Origin of the sequence: Spirillospora sp. CA-294931 (genome assembly GCF_050946795.1) — a bacterium.
GTDB lineage: Bacteria > Actinomycetota > Actinomycetes > Streptosporangiales > Streptosporangiaceae > Spirillospora.
In genome coordinates this window covers 7042596-7064134 of the sequence record NZ_CP192006.1, presented here as the reverse complement: position 1 = coordinate 7064134, position 21539 = coordinate 7042596, and the positions used below count along the sequence as shown (strand labels likewise).

Here is a 21539-nt window from a genome sequence, read left to right as displayed (position 1 = left end):
GCCACGCTGAGCCCGTGCCGAATGTGATCGAACTACGCCGCTACACCCTGCGCCCCGGACGCCGCGAGGAGCTGATCGAGCTCTTCGAGCGCGAATTCGTGGAGTCCCAGGAGGAGACGGGCATGACCGTCCTCGGGATCTTCCGCGATCTGGACGACCCCGACGCGTTCGTCTGGCTGCGCGGCTTCACCGACATGGAGACGCGCCTGGCCGCCCTCACGGCCTTCTACGGGGGGCCGGTCTGGGCCGAGCACGGCCCGGCCGCCTCCGTCACGATGGTCGACGTCTCGAACTGCCGCCTGCTCCGGCCTGTCAAACCCTTCGACCTGTCGGCGCCGCCCGGCCCGCTGTACGCGGCGCTGACCGAGGAGCCGCTGGACGATCCGTCCCCGCTGGCCGTCCTGGTCACCGAGGACGCGCCCAACGACTTCCCCCGGCTGCCCATCCGCACGGACCCGGTCGTGGTGACGTTCACGCGGGGCCGCCCGTCCACCGGCTCCGTGCTCCGCCTGGAGCCCACCGCGCGCTCGCGGGTCCGATGACCTAGATTGCTCGGGTGCGGCGCGAAGACCTCCCCGGTGGCGGGGTCCGGCTCGGGGTGACGGCCCCGGACGCCCCGCGCCTGCGGGTCGAGGTCACCGGCGGCGACCGCTTCCGCGTGAGCCAGGACGGGCGCCCGGTGCTGCTGGCTCGGGTCGGTGACGGGAACTACGGCGTCCACTACACGCGCCTCCCGGGCCACGAGCCCGTCCTGCCGCCGATCACCGCGGACCTGGCGCGGGCACGGCCCGCGTGGCCGCACCGCTACGCGACCTGGCTCGCGTGCGGTCCAGGCCCGCTGCACACGGGCTGGTGGGCCCTCCAGCCGTGGCGGGCCGCGCACCCGCGCGCGGTCTGGGAGCACGAACTGGCGTCCGGCCCGTCCGGGTATCTCGACTGGTTCGCGGGCTGGAACGGCGTCGTGGCGGCGCGGGACCTGCCAGGCCCGGACGACGGGCGCGTGAAGGCCCACCGCAAGCTCGCGCGCGAGGGCGCGCTGCCGCCGCTGCTGCTGTGGTGGGTCAGCGGCCTGGACGGATGGCTCCTGCTGGACGGCCACGCCAGGCTCGCCGCCGCCCTGGCCGAGGACGTCACGCCGCCCGCGCTGGAGCTCGCGCGGGCCCCCTCGCCCGACGAGATCGAGGAGCGAGTGGGCCACGCGTCCGGGAACGACGCCTTGGCGCCCGGCAAGGCGAGCCATTTCGCAGGCGTGTACGCCGACATCCCAGGAGAGCGGGAGCGCACCCGCGTCTGGCCCGGGCATAGTCAATAATATGACTACTCATATCATTGACTATGATCGGATGGCATGGCCCTCAGACACGCGGTGCTGGCCGCGCTGCTCGACGGCGAGCACAGCGGCTACGAGCTGACGAAGATCTTCGACATCTCCGTCTCGAACTTCTGGCATGCCGTGCCCCAGCAGATCTACGCCGAGCTCACCCGGCTGGAGCGGGCCGGGCTGATCGAAGGGCGTCAGGTCATCCAGCACGACCGGCCCAACAAGCGGCTGTTCACCATCACCGAGGCCGGGCTGGCCGAGCTCCAGGACTTCGCCGACGCCGCGTCCAAGCCCTCCTTCATCCGCGACGACCTGCTGGTGAAGGTGCAGGCCGTCGACGGGCTCGACCCCGCCCCGGTGATCGCCCAGCTGGACGAGCGGGCCGCCCAGGCGCGCGGCCGGATCGAGCTGTTCACCCGCATCCTGGTCCGGCTGCGCGGCCCGCTGGACGAGGAGGAGTTCCTGGCCCGGGGCGAGCGGGTCGGCCCCTACCTGACCTGCCTGCGCGGCCTGCGCTTCGAGCACGAGAACCGCGACTGGTGCACCGGAACCGCGGCGCTCCTGCGCGCCCGGACGAGAGAGAGCCAAGGAACATGAGCTACACGCGCTATGTCGCGCTGGGCGACAGTCAGACCGAGGGCCTGGGGGACGGCGACGACCTTCGGGGCCTGCGCGGTTGGGCCGACCGGCTCGCCGAGTCCCTGGCGGCCGCCGAGCCCGGCCTGCTCTACGCCAACCTCGCCGTCCGGGGCCGCCGGGCCGCCGAGATCCACCACCGGCAGCTCGGCCCGGCGCTGGACCTCAAGCCCGACCTGGTCACGGTCATGGCCGGGATGAACGACCTCATCCGGCCCGGCTTCGACGTTGCCGAGACCGCCGGGCACATGGACGCGATGATCGCCGCGCTCACCGGCGCCGGGGCGCGCGTGGTCACCGTGACCTTCCCCGACATCGGCAAGATCGCCCCACCGGCCCGCTCGCTGCGGCCCCGCGTCCTGGACCTCAACCGGCGCATCAGGGCGTCCGCCGAGCGGCACGGCGCCACGCTCGTCGACACCTTTCCGCACGCTGTCACGACGGACGCCCGGATGTGGAGCGTCGATCGCCTCCATCTGAGCGTGGAAGGTCATGCGCGCCTGGCCGCGGCGGCGGCGCACGCGCTGGACCTGCCCGGGAGCGACGAATCCTGGACCGCCGCGATGGCGCCCGTCGCCGCGCCGCCGCTGTGGCGTTCCGCCTGGATCGAGGCCCGGTGGCTCGGCTCGTTCGCGGGGCCCTGGATCCTGCGCCGCGTCCGGGGCCGCTCCTCGGGCGACGGACGCTTCGCCAAGCGTCCCGAACTGCTGCCCGTCGTGCCGGACGCGCTCTAGGGAATGGTCCCGATGGCGGCCAGGATGCGGGCGCAGCGCTCGACCATCGCGGCGGGCGGCTGGTCGGGGTGGTCGAGCCACCAGCGGACCACGGCGGTGACGGTGTACTGCCAGATCGCGCCGAGCAGGTCGTGGTCGAGGGGGTCGTGGTCGCCCGCGCCGGACAGGACCTCGGCGGTGCCCGCGGCGCCCAGGCGGGCCAGCTGGGCCCGGTGGCGGCGGGCGGTGGCGTGCACCTCGCCGACGGCGGGGAGCGTGACGTCGTACAGCACCGACCAGGCCTGGGGGCAGTCCGCCAGGACGGTGAAGATCGCCGACAGCGTGTCCAGGGCGCGCCCGCCCGGCGCCGCCGGGGTCTGCGCGGCGGTCACCTCGTCGACCAGGAGCCGTCCCACGTGGTCGGCGCAGGCCGCGGCCAGCCCGTCCTTGGAGCCGAAGTAACCGTAGATCAGAGGCTTGGAGATGCCCGCCCGGGACGCGATGTCGGCGACCGACGCCCGCGCGTACCCGCGCCTGCCGAACTCCTCGATCGCCAGGCCGAGGATCTGCCGCTCCCGCTCGGGGCGGGCCACACCCTTGCTTCCCGCCTTGGCCACGGACCGCACCTCGCCCTTCAATTGACTATCGAGTAACTTACTATATGGTCAATTCAGTCGCAGGAGGGGAGTCCCCGGTGCCAAGGAGATCATGGTGGGGATGGGGCCATGTCGAGGACGCCGTAATCGGCGCCGAGGCGGCGGCGCTGACCGGACGTGTGGCCGCGCTGCTGCCGGGCGCCGACCTGACCGAGCACCGGCCCCCGGACGTGGCCTCCCTCGGCATCCGGGCTCCCCGGGTCGAGCCGCCGGGCGCCCTGGCCCGGCTGTGCTCCGCCGATCCGGCCGACCGGGCGGCGCACGCGCACGGCCAGGCGTTCCGCGACGTGGTCCGGTGCCTGCTGGGCGAGCTGCCGCACGTCCCCGACCTGGTCGTGCGCCCGGCGGACGAGGCCGACGTGGTGGACGTGCTCGACTGGTGCACGCGCGCGAACGTCGCGGTCGTCCCGTTCGGGGGCGGCACCTCCGTGGTCGGGGGCGTCGAGCCGCGTCCGGCGGGTGACCACGCCGGCGCGGTCAGCCTCGACCTCGGCGCGCTCGACCGGGTCGTCGAGCTCGACCGGGTCAGCCGCGCCGCCCGGATCCAGGCCGGGGTCCTCGGCCCGGCCCTGGAGGACCAGCTGCGGCCGCACGGGCTCACGCTGCGCCATTTCCCGCAGTCGTTCGAGTTCTCCTCGCTGGGCGGCTGGCTGGCCACCCGCGCGGGCGGCCACTACGCCACCGTCTACACGCACATCGACGACCTTGTGGAGGCCACCCGGGTCGTGACCGGGGCGGGGGTCAGCCAGTCGCGGCGGCTGCCGGGGTCGGGCGCGGGGCCGTCCCCCGACCGGCTGTTCCTCGGCTCGGAGGGTGCGCTCGGGGTCATCACCGAGGCGTGGATGCGCCTCCAGGACCGTCCGCGCTGGCGGGCGGGCGCCTCGGTGCTGTTCGACGACTACGCCAAGGCCGTCGCCGCCACCCGGGAGATCTCCCAGTCGGGGCTCTTCCCGTCGAACTGCCGGCTTCTCGACCCGGTCGAGGCGCTCGTCAACGCGGGGACGACGACGTCCGGCGGGGTGCTGGTGCTGGGTTTCGAGTCGGCCGGCCATCCGGTCGAGCGGTCGCTGGAGCGGGCGCTGGAACTCTGCCGCGACCACGGCGGCACCCCGCGCGAGGGAGGCCGGGACGCGGGCGCCACCTGGAAGTCGTCGTTCCTGCGGATGCCCTACCAGCGGGACGCGCTGGCGGCGCGCGGCATGATCGTGGAGACGTTCGAGACCGCCTGCACCTGGGACGCCTTCGACGACCTGCGCGCGGCCGTGCTGACCGCCGCGAACCAGGCGATGGACGCGGCCGGGGTGACGGGCGCGGTGACCTGCCGCTTCACCCACGTCTACCCCGACGGCCCGGCGCCGTACTTCGGCGTCTACGCGGCGGGACGCTGGGGCGACACCGTCGCGCAGTGGGACGACATCAAGGCCGCCGTCTCCGAGGCCCTGATCGTCGCGGGCGGCACGATCACCCATCACCACGCGGTCGGGCGCGACCACCGTCCCTGGTACGACCGCCAGCGCCCCGACCCGTTCGCCGCCGCCCTGCGCGCGGCCAAGCGCGCGCTGGACCCCGGAGGAGTCCTGAACCCCGGGGTCCTGGTCGACGTCACCGACCCGGGGTGACGAACTGCTCCGCGTACTCCCCACGGGGCGGGATCTCGGTGATCATGTCGATCAGCACGCCGTTGGGGTCGGCCACGATGAAGTGGCGCTGGCCGAAGTCCTCGCTGCGCAGGTCCAGTTCGGGCTTGAGGCCGCCGCGCGCCACCAGGCGCTCCCATTCGGCGTCCACGTCCTCCACCTCGAAGTTCAGCAGCAGCCCGGCCACGGGGACGCGGTAGCCCTCGGGCACGGTCGGGTGGGTGGGGTCGAGCAGGGCGAGTTCGTGGGAGTCGCGCTTGAGGCTGACGTACCAGTCGGCCTCGAACGTGATCTCGAAGCCGAAGAGCCCGGTGTAGAAGTCGCGCGACTCCTGGAGGCGGGTCGTGCAGATGACGGGATAGAAGCTGCTGAGCACCATCGGACTCCCTTTCGCGTACCATCGGTACGTGAACCGTATTGACGTACCATCGGTATGTCAAGGGAGGGGTGACCGGGACCATGACCAGGGCCGAGCAGCGCGAACGGACCCGCGGGACGCTCGTGGACGAGGGCAGGCGCCTGTTCGCCGCGCGCGGATACGGCGACGTGGGCCTGGCCGAGATCGTCCAGGCCGCGGGGGTCACGAAGGGGGCGCTGTACCACCTGTTCGACGGCAAGGCCGATCTGTTCCGCGCCGTCCTCGAACAGGTGCAGGACGAGGTCGGCCGGGCCGTCGAGCGGGCCGCCGACGCCGTCGAGGACCCCTGGGCGCGCCTGACCGAGGGCTGCCGGGCGTTCCTCACCGCGAGCACCGACCCGGACGTCCAGCGGATCATGCTGGTCGACGGGCCCGCCGTGCTCGGCTGGGCGCAGTGGCGCGCGCTCGACGAGGCGGCCTCGGCCCGTCACCTGGCCGAGGCGCTCACCGAACTGGTCGAGAAGGGCGTGATCGTCGCGCAGCCGGTCGCGCCCCTCACTCACCTGCTGTCGGGCGCGATGAACGAGGCCGCGCTCTGGCTGGCGACCTCCACCGAGCCCGCCGACCTCCAGGACACCCTGGACGCCCTGGAGCGGATGATGGCGGCGCTACGCGCCTGAGCGGCCGTCGATGCGCTCGCGGAGCAGGTCGGCGTGGCCGTTGTGGCGCGCGTACTCGGCGATCAGATCGACCATGATCGCGCGCAGCGAGATCGGCTCGCCGGTGCGGCGGCGCGTGCCGGTCTCGTCCAGCGAGGCCGCCGACGCCACGATCTCCCGCGACCTGCGGCACTCCTCGCGCCAGGTCGCGAACGCCTCCTCCGGGTCGCCGCCGAGGCTCTCGAAGTCCTGGTCGGGATCGTCGTCGGAGTAGTACGGCAGCGGCACGTCCTCGCCCGCGAACTGGACGCGGAACCACCAGCGCTCGACGCCCGCCAGATGGCGCACCAGCCCGTGCAGGGTCAGCGACGACGGCGGCACCGTGGCCTCCGACAGCCGCTCGCGCGGCACGCCCGCGCACTTGAGCTCGAACGTCGCGCGCTGCCAGTCCAGGACCGACGCCAGCAGCTCGCGCTCGCCCCCGACCCCGGGCGGCGCCACCCGGGGGTCGCCCTCCCATCTGGGGGAGTAGTGCTGTGGATCAGCTGTCGCCGTCATCGCGAGCCCTTCGTTCTGGATCAGAGGTTCATGATCTCGGGTTCGCGCGCCAGCTTGCGCCAGTGCGCGACCGGGTCGGGGATCAGGCGCCGCTCGCCGAGGTCGAGCAGCCCCCCGGTGGTGGTCACCTTCGCGCACAGGGTGCCGTCCACGCGGCGGATCTCGTGGACCATCGTGAACGTCTTCCCCTCGCGCCAGCGGAACTCGCAGGTGACCTCCGCCTCGTCGCCGCCGCGCAGCTCGCGGTGGAAGCGGATGGTCTCCTCCAGGATCACCGGGCCGACGCCCGTGGCCAGCAGCGCGTCCTGGGGAATCCCGGCCGCGCGCAGGCACTCCCAGCGCGAGTGCTCGCAGTACTGGTGGTAGACCGAGCCGTTGAGGTGGCCCTGGGTGTCGAGCTCGTAGCCCCGGACGGTGACCCGCACGCTGAACGTCATGATCAACAGCCTATGCGGCGGCTCAGCGCAGGCGGAGGGCGAGGAAGAAGTCGACGCGGTCTTCGAGGCGGGACAGGTCGCGTGCGGTGAGTTCCTCGATGCGTTGGATGCGGTAGCGGACGGAGTTGACGTGGAGGTGGAGTTGTTGGGCGCAGCGGGTCCAGGAGCCGGAGTTTTGGAGGAAGGTTTCGAGGGTGAGGATGAGGTCGGCGTTGTGGACGTCGTCGTAGGTGCGTAGTGGGTCTAGGAGGCGCATGCGGAACATGTGGCGGACGTCGTCGGGGACGCTGGCGAGCAGGAGGACGTGGGTGGCGAGTTCGTTGTGTCCGACGACGCAGACGGGGTCGGTGCGTCCGGCGGCCAGGCGGCGGGCGTAGCGGGCCTCCTCCACCGCCCCGCGCAGTTCCGGAGCCCGCACGGTGTCGCTCACCCCGATGGCCAGGCCGCCGCCGGTGAGGCCGGGCGCGAGCACCTTCAGCGCCCGGTGGATGGTCTCGGTGAGGTGCGGGTCACCGGGGAGCAGCGCGATCGCCTCGTCGTCCAGCAGCCCGATCACCGGGCCGGGCAGGATCTCGGCCAGGACGGCGCGCAGCTCGCCGGGCCGCAGCGCCCCGTCGGTTCCGGCGGCCACCGCCGTCAGCGGCGTGTCCGGGTCGAGCCCGGTCAGCTCCAGCCTCGGCAGGATCTCGTCGGCGGCGGCCGAGGACGCGATGAGGCGGACCAGCTCCTGGGCCAGATGCCCCTGGATGCCGAGCCGGTCGTCCAGCCGGACGCGCTCCAGCGCCACGATCGAGGCCAGCTCGCCGGTGAGTGCGCGGCGCTCGTCCGGCCACTCGTGCCAGTCGCCCTCGCAGGCGATGAACCAGTCGGCCACGCGCGGCGTCGAGCCCTCGGCGACCGGGAAGATCGAGACGCCGCCCTCGTGGTGGGGGAGGCGCCGGGCGGTCAGGAACGCGCGCGCCAGGTCGGGGGTCTCGGGCAGCTCGGCGTTGCCCGCGACGACCCGTCCGGTGGCGGTCAGCACCCAGCAGCGCATGCCGAGGTCGCGGCCCACCAGCTCCAGGACGGGCCCCAGCCCGGCCCCCTCGGTCACCCCCGCGACCAGGCGGCGGTGCCGGTCCAGCACGGCGGTCAGATCGGCCGCCCGCGCGGTCGACAGATGCCGCATGATCTCCTCGGTGAGGGTCGCGAACGCGACGTCCTCGGGGACGCGGAACAGCGGGATGCCATGGCGGCGGCAGGCCTCGACCAGGTCGTCGGGGATCGTGTGCGACTCCACGTCCCAGGCCGCCAGGGCCGAGACCCCGGCCTTGGCCAGCGCCCGGGCGAACACCTCGGAGTCGGCCGGCTCCGAGCGCCACACCAGCCCGGTCAGCACCAGCTCGCCGCCGCCGAGGTACCGGCCGGGGTCGAGCAGGTCGGTCGTGACGACCCAGCGGATCGGGCGGTCGAGCTCGTCCTTGCCATGGACGAGCTCAAGGCCCAGCTCGCGCATGGCGAGCAGGGAACGCAGCCTCATGGTGCCGCCCTTCCGGATGGTCGTCCTTCTCCCGTGACTTCCCCTCACCGATTCTCCGTGACCGGCGGCCCGGACGCGGCCCCGCCCTGTAAACCCCCGGTCACGAAACGGGGCACCGCTCGCGGAGAGTGTCGGAGGGGACGCGTAACGTTCACATTTGGAGCAACGCACAAAGACGCGGCGGTGGCCCGAGGCACAGTTCGGACTATCTGTGCCTCGACCGGTCGGGGCCCCGCTGTGTGTACTCGAACGACCCATACGAAGGAGACGCGGGGTGTCGGTGACGGCGGAACGCGAGCCGGGGCGGTCAGCCGCGCCGGCGTCAGCGGACGCGGAGCCCGAGCCGTCCATCCGCAGCGCCTCGCGACGTTGGGCGGCCGCGGCCGGCGTAGCAAGGCCGACCAGGGAGCAGGCTGCATTGCGTTCGGCCGCGGCCACCGGTGCCAGAGCATTGCCGAGAGAACGCCGCGTTCGGTGCGGAAGCGGGCGGGAGCGCGATGACGGTCAAGGTCATTGAGAACGCCCATGTGGTGACGGTGAGCGGTGCCGAGCACCCCCGCGGCCATGTGGTGATCGACGGCGACCGCATCACCGCGGTGGGCCCCGGCGTGGCTCCCGACCTCGCCCGCGCGGAGCGGATCGACGGGCGCGGCTGCCTGGTCACCCCCGGGCTCGTCAACGCTCATCACCACCTCTACCAGTGGGCGAGCCAGGGCCTCGCGACCGACAGCACGCTGTTCGACTGGCTGGTGGCGCTGTACGAACCCTGGTCGAAGATGGACGCCGAGGTCGCCGGTGGAGCGGCGACCGCCGCGCTCGGCTGGCTGGCGCTGTCCGGCTGCGCGACGACCACCGACCACCATTACGTCTTCCCCCGGGGCCGGGGCGACCTGTTCGCCGCCGAGATCGAGGCGGCCGCCGAGCTGGGGCTGCGGTTCCACCCCTGCCGGGGCTCGATGGACCTGGGCCGCTCGGAAGGCGGGCTGCCGCCCGACGAGCTGGTGGAGGATCTCGACACGATCCTCGCCGAGACCGAGGCGGCGATCGACCGCTACCACGACCCGTCGCCGGGGTCGATGCTGCGCGTGGCCGTCGCGCCCTGCTCGCCGTTCTCGGTCACCAGGGAGCTGCTGGTCAGGTCGGCCGAGCTGGCGCGGAGCAAGGGCGTGCGGCTGCACACCCATCTCGCCGAGACGGCCGAGGAGGAAGAGCACACCGTCGGGCGGTTCGGCATGACCCCGGCCGAGTACATGGACAGCCTCGGCTGGCTCGGGGAGGACGTGTGGCTCGCCCACTGCGTCCACCTGCACGACGGCGACATCAAGCGGATCGCCGAGACCGGCACCGGCACGGCCCACTGCCCGAGCTCCAACGCCCGGCTCGGGTCGGGCATCGCGCGCGTGGCGCACCTGCTCCGGGCGGGCGCGCCCGTGGGCCTGGGCGTGGACGGCGCCGCGTCCGCCGAGATGGTGCCGCTGGCCGGGGAGATCCGGCAGGCGATCTACATGCAGCGGGCCCGTTACGGCCCGGACGCCCTGACCGCGCGGCAGGCGCTGGAGATGGCGACGCTGGGCGGCGCGCGCTGCCTGGGCCGTCAGGACGAGCTCGGTTCGCTGGAGCCCGGCAAGCTGGCCGACATCGCGATCTGGCGGGTGGACGGCTTCCACGCCGCGATCGACGACCCGGTGATCGCGTTCGCCTACGGCGGCACCCCGCCTCTGGCGCGCCTGCTGGTGGGCGGCAGGACGGTGGTCCGCGACGACGAACTGGTCACCGTGCCGCAGGACGAGGTCGCCCGCCGGGGCGCCGACGCCCACCGCCGCCTGAAGAGGCTCGCGAGAGAGGTCATGTAGATGACCTCACCGACACGGGCACCCGAACGGACGGCGGGCGGCATCGGCGACAGCCCGCTCCGCCCGGACGGCACGCTGAAGGTGGCGGGCGAGTTCGCGTATTCGTCGGATCTGTGGATGGACGGGATGCTGTGGGGCGCCACGCTCCGCAGCCCGCATGCCCGCGCCCGGATTGTGTCGATCGACATCGGTCCCGCGCTGGCGACGTCCGGTGTCCATGCCGTGCTCACGCACGAGGACGTGCCCGGCCACAAGCTCTACGGTCTGGACGAACCCAGAGACCAGCCCGTCCTGGCCATCGGTGAGGTGCGGCATCAGGGTGAGCCGGTGGCGCTGGTGGCGGCGGATCATCCCGAGATCGCTCGGCGGGCGATGGAGCGGATCGCGGTCGAGTGGGAGGTGCTGGAGCCGATCACCGATGCGCGGGCGGTGATCGCCGATCCGGAGCGGAACCGCGTCCAGGAACGCGGCGGTGTCACCCGCCACCAGCCGGTCCGTGTGGGCGACGTCGAGAAGGCGCGGGCCTCGGCCCCGGTCGTGGTGAGCGGCGAGTACGAGGTCGGCATCCAGGACCAGGCGTTCCTCGGCCCCGAGTCGGGGCTGGCCGTGCCCGTCACGGGCGGCGGCCTGGAGCTCTATGTCTCGACCCAATGGGTGCACAACGACCTCGCGCAGATCGCCCCGTGCCTCGGGCTGGACGAAAGCCGGATCCGGATGACGCTGGCGGGGGTGGGCGGCGCGTTCGGTGGCCGCGAGGACCTCTCGATGCAGATTCACGCGGGGATGCTCGCGCTGCGCACCGGCAGGCCGGTGAAGATGTCCTACAACCGGTTCGAGTCGTTCTTCGGGCACGTGCACCGGCACCCGGCGCTGATGCGGTACGAGTACGGCGCCGATGAGGACGGACGGCTGTCGTACGCCGACGTCGAGATCGTCCTGGACGGCGGCGCGTACACCTCGTCCAGCAAGGCGGTGGTCGGCAACGCGGCCTCGCTGGGTGTGGGGCCCTACGAGATCCCGAATATCAGGATCGATGCGTACGGCGTTTACACCAACAATCCGCCGTGTGGGGCGATGCGGGGGTTCGGGGCGGTGCAGGCGTGCTTCGCCTATGAGTCGATGATGGACAAGGTGGCGGCGGCCTGCGGGATCAGTCCGGTGGAGGTGCGGCGCCGCAACGCGGTGTCGCAGGGGTCGAAGCTGGCGACCGGTCAGGTCATTCGCTCTCCGGCGCCGCTGGCCGGGATGCTCGACCGGCTGGAGGCCATGCCGATGCCCCCGGCGCTGGACGCCTCCGACCTGCGCGACCTGCCCGGGGGCGTCTCGCAGACCACACACGGCGAGGGGGTGGTGCGCGGCGTCGGCTACGGCGTCGGGATCAAGAACATCTGCTTCTCCGAGGGCTTCGACGACTACTCCACCGCCCGCGTCCGGCTCGAACTGATCGCCGGCGCGCCCGCCGTGTCCGTGCACACCGCCGCCGCCGAGGTCGGGCAGGGGCTGGTGACCGTGCAGGGGCAGATCGCCCGCACCGAGCTGGGCGTCGCCGACGTCACGATCCTCCCGGCCGACAACCGGGTGGGCGACGCGGGGTCGTCCAGCGCGTCCCGCCAGACCTACATGAGCGGCGGCGCGGTGCGCGAGGCGTGCCGGGCCGTGGCGCGCCGCCTGCTCGACCGGGCCCGCGACCGCCACGGACGGGCCGATCTCGCCCTGGTGGACGGCAAGATCGTGGCTTCGGGCGCGGTGGTGGCGAGCCTGGAGGAGGTCCTCGGCGACGAGCCCATCGAGGAGACCCGCGAGTACCGGCACCTGCCCACCTACCCGATGGACCCGGTGACCGGCCAGGCCGACAGCCACACCCAGCTCGCCCTTTGCGTGCACCGGGCGGTGGTGGACGTCGACGTCGAGCTGGGCCTGGTCAAGGTCGTCGAGCTGGCCGCCGTCCAGGACGTCGGCAAGATCATCAACCGGCTCTCGCTGGAAGGCCAGATCCACGGCGGCACCGCCCAGGGCCTCGGCCTGGCCGTGATGGAGGAGATCGTCGTCACCGACGGCCTGGTCCGCAACCCCTCCTTCACCGACTACCTCATCCCCACCATCCTCGACATGCCACCCATGCGCCTCGACATCCTCGAAAACCCCGACCCCGACGCCCCATACGGGCTGCGCGGGGCGGGCGAGCCACCGACTCTCTCGTCCACCCCGGCGATCGTCGCGGCCGTCCGCGACGCCACCGGGCGCCCGCTCACCCGGGTTCCCGTCCGTCCCGAGCACATCGCGCCCGCGTGAGCGGCCACGTCGTGATCGCACCCGACAAGTTCAAGGGCTCGCTCTCAGCGGCCGAGGTCGCCGGGCATGTGGCGGCCGGGCTGCGGCGTGCCCGCCCGGAGCTGTGCGTCGACCCCATGCCGGTCGCCGACGGCGGCGAGGGGACGGTCGACGCGGCCGTCTCCGCGGGCTTCACGCGCGTGCGGGCCCGGGTGTCCGGCCCCATGGGGGAGCCGGTCACCGCGTCCTACGCCGTCCGAGGCGACACCGCGGTGGTCGAGCTGGCCGAGGCGTCCGGGCTGCGGCTGCTGGGAGACGCCCCGAGGGAGCCGCTGACCGCGTCCAGCCACGGCACCGGCGAGCTCATCGACGCGGCCCTGCTGGGCGGCGCCACCCGGATCGTCCTCGGGCTGGGCGGCAGCGCCTGCACCGACGGCGGCGCGGGCATGGCCACCGCGCTCGGCGCCCGCCTGCTGACCGCCGAGGGACGGCCGGTCGCGCCCGGCGGCGGGGGGCTGGGCTCGCTGGCCTTCATCGACCTTCGGCTGATCGCCGAGCGGCTGCGCGAGGTCGAGGTGGTCGTCGCCGGTGACGTCGACAGCCCGCTGCTCGGCCCCGAGGGAGCCGCCGCCGTCTTCGCGCCCCAGAAGGGCGCCGACCCGGGCCAGGTCCGCGTGCTGGAGAGCGCACTGGCCCGCCTGGACGCCGTGGTCCGCCGCGACCTCGGCGTCCATGCCGCCGGGCAGCCGGGCGCCGGAGCCGCCGGTGGGGTGGGCTTCGGCGCTCTGGCCTTTCTCGGCGCCGCCGTGCGTCCGGGCATCGCCTACCTGCTCGACCTGCTCGGCTTCCCCGGCCGGGTCGAGGGCGCCCGGCTGGTGATCACCGGCGAGGGGTCGCTCGACCGGCAGTCGCTGCGCGGCAAGGCCCCCGTCGGCGTCGCGCGGGCGGCGGCCCGCGCGGGCGTCCCGGCGGTGGCCGTGGCCGGACGCTGCGCGCTGACCGGCGAGCAGCTGCGCCGGGCCCGGCTCCAGGGCGCCTACGCGCTCACCGAGCTGGAGCCCGACCTCGGGCGCAGCATGGCCGGGGCGGGCCCGCTGCTGGAGCGCCTGGCCGAACGCCTGGCCCACGACTGGCTGGAGGGACCCCGATGACCCCGCAGGACCTGGTGATCCGCTCCCGGCGGGCGGTGCTGCCGGACGGCGAGCGTCCGGCCGCCGTGGTGGTGCGCGACGGCGTGATCGCCGCGATCGAGCCCTACGGGGCGCCCGTGGCGGCGTTCGACGACGTCGACCTCGGCGAGACCGCGCTGCTCCCCGGCCTCGTCGACACCCATGTGCACGTCAACGAGCCGGGACGCACCGAATGGGAGGGGTTCGCCACGGCCACGCGGGCCGCCGCGGCCGGGGGAGTGACGACGCTGGTCGACATGCCGCTGAACTCGCTCCCGCCGACGACCAGCACCCGGGCCCTGGCGGTCAAGCGCGCGGCGGCCGAGGGCGCGGTGTTCGTCGACGTGGGGTTCTGGGGCGGCGCCGTCCCCGGCAACGCCGACGCGCTGGAGCCGCTGCACGCCGAGGGCGTCTTCGGCTTCAAGTGCTTCACCTCCGACTCGGGCGTGCCGGAGTTCCCGCCGCTGCCGCCCGGCGAGCTGCGCGCGGCGTTCGCGGCCATCGCCGCGTTCGACGGGCTGGTGATCGTCCATGCCGAGGACCCCGACTCGCTCACCGAGCCCCGCGACGGCGGGTACGCGGCGTTCCTGGCGTCCCGTCCGGCCAGTGCGGAGCGGCGCGCGGTGGAGCGGGTGATCGAGCTGGCCGCCGCGACCGGCGTCCGGGCGCACATCCTGCACCTGTCGGCGGCCGACTGCCTGGAACCCCTGGCCAAGGCGCGGGCGGCCGGCGTGCGGATCTCCGCCGAGACCTGCCCGCACTACCTGACGCTGTCGGCGGGCGAGGTGCCGGGGCCGGCGGCCACGTCGTTCAAGTGCTGCCCGCCGATCCGCGACGAGGGCAACCGCGAGGAGCTGTGGCGTGGCCTGGCCGACGGCGTCATCTCCTGCGTGGTCAGCGACCACTCGCCCTGCGCACCGGAGCTGAAGGCGGGCGACTTCGCCACCGCGTGGGGCGGGGTGTCCTCGCTCCAGCTCGGCCTTTCCGCCGTCTGGACGGCGGCGAGCGCGCGCGGGCACGGGCTCGGCGCGGTGGTCGGCTGGATGGCCGAGGGGCCCGCGACGCTGGCGGGCCTGGCGGGCAAGGGACGCATCGCGTCCGGCCACGACGCCGATCTCGTGGCGTTCGCGCCCGAAGACACGTTCACGGTCGTCCCGGGCGACCTGCACCACCGGCATCCGGTCACGCCCTACGCCGACCGTCCCCTCCGCGGGGTCGTCCGGTCGACGTGGCTGCGCGGCCGTCCCGTCACTGACCAACCCCACGGCCGGTTGCTGAGCCGCGTCCGAGAGGAGAACCGGAATGCCTGATCTCGCGGTGCGGACGCTGGGCGGGTCGGTGATCGCCGCCAGCGACGAGTCGTTCGCGGTGAAGGAGAATCTGATCAACCCGTGGGAGCCGGGGTTCACCGCGCACTCCTTCGGGGCCAAGGGGCAGGAGTACGACGGGTGGGAGACCGCCCGCCGCCGCGACGGCGGTCATGACTGGGCCATCATCCGCCTGGGGCTGCCGGGAGTGATCGACCGGGTCGTGATCGACACCGCCTGGTTCAAGGGCAACTACCCCCCGCAGGCCCGTGTCGAGGCGTGCGCCTGCGAGGACGCCGACCCCGGCCCCGGCACCGCCTGGACGCAGATCGTGCCGCGCAGCCCGCTCAAGGGCGACACCGCCCACACCTTCGAGGTCACCGTCGGCCAGCGCTTCACCCACGTGCGGCTGACCATGTTCCCCGACGGCGGCATCGCGCGGCTGCGCGTGCATGGGCGGGTGGTGCCCGACCCGGCGCTGCTCAGCGGCCTGACCGTCGATGTGGCGGCGCTGGAACACGGCGCCCGCGTGGTGGCCTGCTCTGATGAGTTCTACTCCAGCCCCGAGCACATGCTGCACCCCGGCCACGCCCGCAACCAGGCCGAAGGCTGGGAGACCGCACGCCGCCGCGACGGCGGCCACGACTGGGCCGTCATCGCCCTGGCCGCCCAGGCCACCCTCGCCCTGGCCGAGATCGACACCACCCACCTCAAATTCAACGCCCCCGCCGCCATCACCCTGTCCGGCGCCACCGACCCCCAAGGCCCCTGGCACACCCTGCTACCCCGCACCCCCATCCGCCCCGACCACCGCCACCGCATCCGCCTCGACACCACCCGCCCCATCACCCACGCCCGCCTCGACATCCACCCCGACGGCGGAATCGCCCGCCTCCGCCTCCTCGGACACCTGACCGAGGCGGGAGAGCGGGCGATGTGGGAACGCCTGGCGGAGGTCACGCCTCCGGGGCGGGCTCCTCGTCCAGAAGGTCGTCGAACTCGCCGTCCTTGACCCCGGCGATGAACGCCTCCCACTCCGCCTCGGTGAAGTAGAGGATCGGGCCCTCGTCGTTCTTGGCGTCGCGCATCACCACGGCGCGTTCACCGAAGTCCTTGTGGCTGACGGGAACGTCCTTGCCATCGATGAACTCGATGATGACACCGTCACTGAGGATCGGCTCCTGCTCGCTCACTGGCCCACCTTCTCGACATGGCATGCGGTCGGTCCCCAGGTTAGACCGGCGCGCCCGCACGCGCGTGCCATCCGCGACGGGTCTCAGAAGTCGTGCAGCAGCCGCGCGGCGGCGAGTTCCAGCCGGGTCTGGGACCGCTCGGCGTCGGCGTGGCCGCGCAGCATCTCGATCATCTCCATCGTCCAGATGCTGGTGAGGGCGCGGGCCACGACACGGCGCGGATCGTCGTCGGCGACCTCCTGCGGGCCGACCGCGGCGCGCAGCAGCAGGACGGTCATCCGGTCGCCGAAGTCGGTCTTGACGTCCGACAGCAGCAGCGACCGGATCAGCGCCTCGGCCAGCTCGGGCTCGCGCATCAGCCCGCGGGTGGCGCGCATCAGCACCTCGACGGCGCGCTCGGGCGGGGCGTCGGCGCGCGGCGGACGCCGCTCGATGCTGCCCTCGAGCAGGTCGAGCTCCTCGCCGACCACCGCGACGACCAGGTCCATCTTGGACGGGAAGTAGCGGTACAGGGTGCCGAGCGCGACCCCGGCCCGCTCGGCCACCGTGCGCATCTGCATCGCCTCGACGCCGCCCCGCGAGGCCAGCGCGGCCGCCGCCTGGACGATGCGCCTGCGCCGCTGGTGCTGGCTGCGGGAGCGCGCACCGGGACGGCCCTTCTCCTGCGTCGCCGCCGGCTCTGCGGTCACGGTCGTCCCCTCCTGAACAGGCGTTCTTCCTGCCGTCACACCCTACATCGCGCGAGAACCTGTTCTAGTTACCCCGGCCCTTCGCGGGCGGGGCGGCGCCGCGTAGCGTGGATCTTCGACGGCCCCCCGCGTCGCCCCGGAGGAGACCTACATGGACAGGCTGCAGCAGACGTACGGCCTTTCGGACGAGCAGGCGGACATCGTCGCCACCGTCCGCGCGTTCGTCGACAAGGAGATCCTTCCGGTGGTCGCGGCGTTGGAACGCGACGACGTCTACCCGCAGGAGATCGTGGACGGCATGCGCGAGCTGGGCCTGTTCGGGCTGACGATCGGTGCGGAGCACGGCGGGCTCGGGGAGTCGCTGCTGACCTACGCGCTGGTCGTGGAGGAGCTGTCGCGGGGCTGGATGAGTGTCTCGGGCATCGTCAACACCCACTTCATCGTCGCCTGGATGATCGCCCACCACGGGACGGCCGAGCAGAAGGCGCACTACCTGCCGCGGATGGCGACGGGCGAGATCCGGGGCGCGTTCTCGATGTCGGAGCCGGGCTGCGGGTCGGACGTCGCGGCGATCAGGACGCGGGCCGTCCCCGACGGCGACCACCATGTGATCGACGGCCAGAAGATGTGGCTGACCAACGGCGCCACCGCCAACCTCGTCGCGACGCTCGTCAAGACCGACCCGGAGGCCGGGCACCGGGGCATGACCGCCTTCCTGATCGACAAGACCCCGGGGTTCGGGGAGGTCGCGCCCGGCCTGACCATCCCCGGCAAGATCGAGAAGATGGGCTACAAGGGCGTCGACACCACCGAGATGATCCTCGACGGGTACCGGATCCCGTCCGGCGCGATACTCGGCGGGACGCCCGGCCGGGGCTTCTATCAGATGATGGACGGGGTCGAGGTGGGCCGGGTGAACGTCGCCGCCCGGGGGTGCGGGGTCGCGCGCCGCGCCTACGAGCTGGCGCTGGCGTACGCGCGGCAGCGCGAGGCGTTCGGGCGCCCGATCGCCGAGCACCAGGCGGTGCTGTTCCGGCTGGCGGAGATGGCCACCAAGGTCGAGGCCGCGCACCAGATGATGGTGATGGCGGCGCGCCGCAAGGACTCGGGCGAGCGCAACGACCTCGAGGCGGGCATGGCCAAGTACCTGGCCGGCGAGTACTGCAAGGAGGTCGTGGAGGACGCGTTCCGCATCCACGGCGGATACGCCTACTCCAAGGAGTACGAGATCGAGCGGCTCTACCGGGAGGCGCCGATGCTGCTGATCGGCGAGGGCACCGCCGACATCCAGAAGATGATCATCGGGCGGCGGCTCCTGGAGGACGCGTGAGACCGCTCGACGGACCGCGCCCGCTGGACGGGCTCCGGGTGCTGGAGGTCTCCAGCTTCGTCGCGGCGCCGCTGGGCGGGATGACGCTGGCGCAACTCGGCGCCGAGGTCGTCCGCGTCGATCCGCCGGGCGGGGCGCCGGACGTGCGGCGCTGGCCGCTGGCGCCGTCCGGCCGCAGCATCTACTGGGCCGGGCTCAACAAGGGCAAGCGGTCGGTCGTGGTCGACCAGCGCTCGGCCGAGGGCCGGGAGATCGTCGCCCGGCTGGCGGCCGCGACCGGGATCGTGCTCACCAACGCGCGGCGTCCGTCCTACGCCGATCTGGTCGCGGCGCGTCCCGACGTGATCCATCTGGCCATCGAGGGACGGCACGACGGGAGCCCGGCGGTCGACTACACCGTCAACGCCGAGATGGGGTTCCCGCTGGTCACCGGGCCCGCCGCGCTCGACGGGCCGGTCAACAACGTGGTGCCCGCCTGGGACGTCGCGTGCGGGCTGTACGCGGCGGTCGGCGTCCTGGCGGCCGAGCGGCACCGCGTCAGGACGGGCGAGGGCCGGTCGATCCGGCTGCCGCTGGCCGACGTCGCGCTGGCCATGCTGGGCAACCTCGGCCATCTCGGCGAGGCCCGGATCAACGGCGCCGGACGGCCGCGCATCGGCAACGACCTGTACGGCGGGTTCGGACGCGACTTCGCCACGTCCGACGGGCGGAGGGTGATGATCGTGGTGCTCACCGAACGGCATTTCGCCGACCTCGGCGCGATGACCGGGACGGCCGAGGTCCTCGCGGGCCTGGAGAAGCTGCTGGCGGCCGACTTCGGCGTGGACGGCGACCGCTACCGGCACCGCGAGGCCATCGCGGGCCTGCTGGCCCCCTGGTTCGCCGACCGGACGCTCGGCGAGGTCTCGCGCGCCCTGGCGGCGACGTCGGTGCTGTGGGCGCCGTACCGCACGTTCGCCGAGGTGGCCGCCGATCCGGCGGTGGCCGCGAACCCGCTGCTGGCCGAGCTCGACCAGCCGGGGATCGGCCGCTTCCTCGTCCCGGGTTCCCCGCTCGACCTGGGCGGGGACGCCGGACGCGGAGCCGCGCTCGCCCCGGAGCCGGGCGGCGACACCGGGACCGTCCTGGCGGAGATGCTCGCGATGGGCGCGGACGAGATCGCCGACCTCACGGGGCGCGGAGTGGTCGGGGGGACGGTGTGAGCGGCCTGGCCAGGGCGGTGGACGGCTGGAGCCCCGCCCCCGTCGAGACGGCCGACCAGATCTGCGCGGCGCCCGCGCGTGCGCTGGCGGGGCTGCTGGACCAGCCGCCGCCCGAGGACGTCCTGCCGCCGCTGTGGCACTGGCTGTACTTCCTCGACCGGCCCGCGCAGCGCGAGCTGGGGCCGGACGGGCATCCGCAGGAGGGGCACTTCCTGCCGCCCATCCCCGAGCGCCGCCGGATGTTCGCCGGGGCGCGCTGGACGTGCGGCGCCCCGATCCGCTTCGGCGAGGTGGTGCGGCGCCGCTCGGAGCTGGTCGCGGTGAACGCCAGGAACGGGCGGTCGGGCGAGCTGCTGTTCACCACGGTCCGCCACGCGTTCGTCCGCGGCGACGGCGAGCCCGCCGGCGTCGAGGAGCAGGACATCGTCTACCGCAGCGGCACGCCCGGGCCCACCGTGCCACCGCCGCCGCTGCCCGAGGTCCCCGCGCCGGGCCCGTGGCGGTTCGACATGGTGACCGACTCGGTGCTGCTGTTCAGGTTCAGCGCATTGACCTACAACGCCCACCGCATCCACTACGACGCGGAGTACGCCGTCGAGACCGAGGCGCACGCGGGCCTGGTGGTGCACGGGCCGCTGCTGGCGATCCTGCTGGCCGAGCTGCCGCGCCGCGCCGGGCACGCGTTCGCCTCGCTGACGTTCCGCGCCCGCGCCCCGCTGCACGCGGGCCGCTCGTTCGTGGTGACCGGAGGGCCGGGGGAGGAGCTGCGGATCGTCGGACCGGGCGGCCATGCCGCGATGACCATGAACCTCGGCTGACGGCACGCGAAAGGGAACACGTTCCGGTTTTGGGTCGAGGCCCCTGGACGCAGACTAGAATCTGTTCTAGTTTTGCGACGAGGGCCCGAGGGTGCGTCCGGAAGGGAGCGTGCGGGTGGACTTCGACCTCGACGAGACCCAGCGGGAGCTGCGGGGGCTCGCTGACGGACTGCTCGACCGCGAGGCGTCCCGGGAACGGCTGGAGGCGTTCGAGGCGAGCGGCGCCCCGTATGACGCCGCCACCTGGAAGGCGCTCGGGCAGGCCGGGCTCCTGGGCGCCGGGCTCCCCGAGGAACTCGGCGGCGCCGGGCTCTGCGCGGTCGAGACCGCGGTGATCCTGCGCGAGGTGGGCCGCCATGTCGCGCCCGTCCCGGCGTACGCGTCGCTGGCGCTGGCCGCACCCGCGATCGTCCGGCACGGCACGCCCGAGCAGCGCGCCCTGCTCGCGCCCCTGAACGACGGCGAGGCGGTCTTCACCGGCGCCTACCGGGAGGCCGGGCCCGCCGGACGCGTGACCGCCACCGCGCGCCTCGACGGCGACGGGTACGTGCTGGACGGCGTGAAGACGTTCGTCCCCTGCGCCGAGCAGGCCGCGCTGATCCTCGTCCCCGCCCGGACGGACGGCGGCGAGGTCGCGGTGTTCCTGGTCGAGCCGGGCGCGGTGCGCCTGACCCCGCAGCACTCGCTCACCACCGAGCCGCTGTCGCGGGTCGAGCTGGCCGGTGCCCGGGTGGACGCGGCGGCGCGGCTCGGGCCGGGCGCCTGGGACACGCTGCGGCGCTCGGCCGTCGCCGGGGCCGTCGCGCTGGCATCCGGGGTGATCGAGTCCGCGCTTGGCCTCACCACCGAGCACATCAGGACGCGTGAGCAGTTCGGCCGTCCGCTGGCGGGGTTCCAGGCCGTCACGATGCGGATCGCGGACGTCTACATCGCCAAGCGGACCCTCGACGTGGCGCTCTGGGCGGCCGTCTGGCGGCTGGCCGAGGAGCGGGACGACGCCGACGAGGTCCTCGCCGTCGCCGCCTTCAACGTCTGCGAGCCCGTGGCCGAGGCCCTCTACACCTGCCAGCACCTGCACGGGGGCCTCGGCATGGACGTCACCTACCCGCTCCACCGCTACTTCGCGTGGGGCAAGCACGCCGGGCACCTGCTCGGCGGCGCCGAGGACCGGCTCGACGACCTCGGCGAACTCCTCGCGGCGCGGGAGGGCTAG

Annotated in this window: 22 protein-coding genes; 15 read left to right on the top strand and 7 right to left on the bottom strand. The window is 73.5% G+C overall.

From position 1 onward, the window contains the following. The first annotated feature begins 14 nt into the window (after window positions 1-14). Genes ACQPY4_RS31830 through ACQPY4_RS31815 form a run of 4 tightly spaced genes read left to right on the top strand, consistent with a single transcriptional unit; the run spans window position 15 to window position 2691 of the window. A complete protein-coding gene (locus ACQPY4_RS31830; RefSeq protein WP_433327169.1) occupies window positions 15-542 on the top strand; it encodes an NIPSNAP family protein in 528 nt (175 codons plus the stop codon). 14 nt (window positions 543-556) lie between these two features. Then, on the top strand, window positions 557-1312 hold the full coding sequence (locus tag ACQPY4_RS31825; protein WP_433327167.1) for a hypothetical protein: 756 nt from the start codon (window positions 557-559) through the stop codon (window positions 1310-1312). A 36-nt stretch (window positions 1313-1348) separates the two neighbouring features. Continuing rightward, a complete protein-coding gene (locus ACQPY4_RS31820) occupies window positions 1349-1918 on the top strand; it encodes a PadR family transcriptional regulator (RefSeq protein ID WP_433327165.1) in 570 nt (189 codons plus the stop codon). Further along, the gene (locus ACQPY4_RS31815) at window positions 1915-2691 is read left to right on the top strand and encodes an SGNH/GDSL hydrolase family protein (RefSeq protein WP_433327163.1); all 777 of its coding nucleotides are present in this window, start codon (window positions 1915-1917) and stop codon (window positions 2689-2691) included. Before ACQPY4_RS31820 ends, ACQPY4_RS31815 begins: the two co-directional genes overlap by 4 nt. Here ACQPY4_RS31815 and ACQPY4_RS31810 read toward each other — a convergent pair. Continuing rightward, on the bottom strand, window positions 2688-3287 hold the full coding sequence (locus ACQPY4_RS31810; RefSeq protein WP_433327161.1) for a TetR/AcrR family transcriptional regulator: 600 nt from the start codon (window positions 3285-3287) through the stop codon (window positions 2688-2690). The two genes, ACQPY4_RS31815 and ACQPY4_RS31810, sit on opposite strands and share 4 nt — an antisense overlap. A 77-nt stretch (window positions 3288-3364) precedes the next feature. Between ACQPY4_RS31810 and ACQPY4_RS31805 the strand changes: the two genes are divergently transcribed. Next, window positions 3365-4945: an FAD-binding oxidoreductase gene (locus ACQPY4_RS31805; protein WP_433327159.1), complete on the top strand. Its 1581-nt coding sequence runs from the start codon at window positions 3365-3367 to the stop codon at window positions 4943-4945. On the opposite strand, the gene ACQPY4_RS31800 is transcribed toward ACQPY4_RS31805, so the two are convergent. Next, window positions 4929-5342 (bottom strand): VOC family protein, encoded by a 414-nt coding sequence (locus tag ACQPY4_RS31800; protein ID WP_433327157.1) that lies wholly within the window; start codon window positions 5340-5342, stop codon window positions 4929-4931. The two genes, ACQPY4_RS31805 and ACQPY4_RS31800, sit on opposite strands and share 17 nt — an antisense overlap. An 80-nt stretch (window positions 5343-5422) precedes the next feature. On the opposite strand from ACQPY4_RS31800, the gene ACQPY4_RS31795 reads away from it, so the two are divergent. Next, on the top strand, window positions 5423-6001 hold the full coding sequence (locus tag ACQPY4_RS31795) for a TetR/AcrR family transcriptional regulator (protein WP_433339112.1): 579 nt from the start codon (window positions 5423-5425) through the stop codon (window positions 5999-6001). Here the strand turns inward: ACQPY4_RS31795 and ACQPY4_RS31790 are convergent. Genes ACQPY4_RS31790 through ACQPY4_RS31780 form a run of 3 tightly spaced genes read right to left on the bottom strand, consistent with a single transcriptional unit; the run spans window position 5990 to window position 8494 of the window. Next, on the bottom strand, window positions 5990-6538 hold the full coding sequence (locus ACQPY4_RS31790; RefSeq protein ID WP_433327155.1) for a DinB family protein: 549 nt from the start codon (window positions 6536-6538) through the stop codon (window positions 5990-5992). The two genes, ACQPY4_RS31795 and ACQPY4_RS31790, sit on opposite strands and share 12 nt — an antisense overlap. Window positions 6539-6558: 20 nt before the next feature. Then, window positions 6559-6975 carry an acyl-CoA thioesterase gene (locus tag ACQPY4_RS31785; RefSeq protein ID WP_433327153.1) on the bottom strand — a complete coding sequence of 139 codons (417 nt, stop codon included), beginning with the start codon at window positions 6973-6975 and terminating at the stop codon, window positions 6559-6561. Between the two features lie 22 nt (window positions 6976-6997). Next, the gene (locus ACQPY4_RS31780) at window positions 6998-8494 is read right to left on the bottom strand and encodes a PucR family transcriptional regulator (RefSeq protein ID WP_433327151.1); all 1497 of its coding nucleotides are present in this window, start codon (window positions 8492-8494) and stop codon (window positions 6998-7000) included. Window positions 8495-8991: 497 nt separating this feature from the next. Here ACQPY4_RS31780 and ACQPY4_RS31775 point away from each other — a divergent pair, with 497 nt between their 5' ends. Genes ACQPY4_RS31775 through alc form a run of 5 tightly spaced genes read left to right on the top strand, consistent with a single transcriptional unit; the run spans window position 8992 to window position 16106 of the window. Continuing rightward, window positions 8992-10347 (top strand): 8-oxoguanine deaminase, encoded by a 1356-nt coding sequence (locus tag ACQPY4_RS31775; RefSeq protein WP_433327149.1) that lies wholly within the window; start codon window positions 8992-8994, stop codon window positions 10345-10347. Then, on the top strand, window positions 10348-12639 hold the full coding sequence (pucD, locus tag ACQPY4_RS31770) for a xanthine dehydrogenase subunit D (RefSeq protein WP_433327147.1): 2292 nt from the start codon (window positions 10348-10350) through the stop codon (window positions 12637-12639). It abuts the gene before it with no gap. Further along, the gene (locus ACQPY4_RS31765; RefSeq protein ID WP_433327145.1) at window positions 12636-13769 is read left to right on the top strand and encodes a glycerate kinase; all 1134 of its coding nucleotides are present in this window, start codon (window positions 12636-12638) and stop codon (window positions 13767-13769) included. The genes pucD and ACQPY4_RS31765 overlap by 4 nt, the downstream gene beginning before the upstream one ends. Next, on the top strand, window positions 13766-15097 hold the full coding sequence (gene allB, locus ACQPY4_RS31760) for an allantoinase AllB (RefSeq protein WP_433327143.1): 1332 nt from the start codon (window positions 13766-13768) through the stop codon (window positions 15095-15097). Before ACQPY4_RS31765 ends, allB begins: the two co-directional genes overlap by 4 nt. Further along, on the top strand, window positions 15090-16106 hold the full coding sequence (alc, locus tag ACQPY4_RS31755) for an allantoicase (RefSeq protein ID WP_433327141.1): 1017 nt from the start codon (window positions 15090-15092) through the stop codon (window positions 16104-16106). The genes allB and alc overlap by 8 nt, the downstream gene beginning before the upstream one ends. On the opposite strand, the gene ACQPY4_RS31750 is transcribed toward alc, so the two are convergent. Both ACQPY4_RS31750 and ACQPY4_RS31745 read right to left on the bottom strand, forming a co-directional pair. Then, the gene (locus tag ACQPY4_RS31750; RefSeq protein WP_433327139.1) at window positions 16051-16287 is read right to left on the bottom strand and encodes a DUF397 domain-containing protein; all 237 of its coding nucleotides are present in this window, start codon (window positions 16285-16287) and stop codon (window positions 16051-16053) included. The two genes, alc and ACQPY4_RS31750, sit on opposite strands and share 56 nt — an antisense overlap. Window positions 16288-16370: 83 nt before the next feature. Next, window positions 16371-16976, bottom strand: coding sequence for a TetR family transcriptional regulator (locus tag ACQPY4_RS31745; protein ID WP_433327137.1), 606 nt, complete (start codon window positions 16974-16976; stop codon window positions 16371-16373). A 151-nt stretch (window positions 16977-17127) separates the two neighbouring features. On the opposite strand from ACQPY4_RS31745, the gene ACQPY4_RS31740 reads away from it, so the two are divergent. From ACQPY4_RS31740 to ACQPY4_RS31725, 4 genes are all read left to right on the top strand, one after another. Further along, window positions 17128-18306: an acyl-CoA dehydrogenase family protein gene (locus ACQPY4_RS31740; RefSeq protein WP_433327135.1), complete on the top strand. Its 1179-nt coding sequence runs from the start codon at window positions 17128-17130 to the stop codon at window positions 18304-18306. Further along, complete coding sequence (locus ACQPY4_RS31735) at window positions 18303-19508, top strand: CoA transferase (RefSeq protein WP_433327133.1); 1206 nt, start codon at window positions 18303-18305, stop codon at window positions 19506-19508. The genes ACQPY4_RS31740 and ACQPY4_RS31735 overlap by 4 nt, the downstream gene beginning before the upstream one ends. Next, on the top strand, window positions 19505-20326 hold the full coding sequence (locus tag ACQPY4_RS31730; RefSeq protein ID WP_433327131.1) for a hypothetical protein: 822 nt from the start codon (window positions 19505-19507) through the stop codon (window positions 20324-20326). Before ACQPY4_RS31735 ends, ACQPY4_RS31730 begins: the two co-directional genes overlap by 4 nt. Window positions 20327-20441: 115 nt before the next feature. Beyond that, entirely contained in the window at window positions 20442-21539 is a 1098-nt protein-coding gene (locus ACQPY4_RS31725) for an acyl-CoA dehydrogenase family protein (RefSeq protein ID WP_433327129.1), read from the top strand.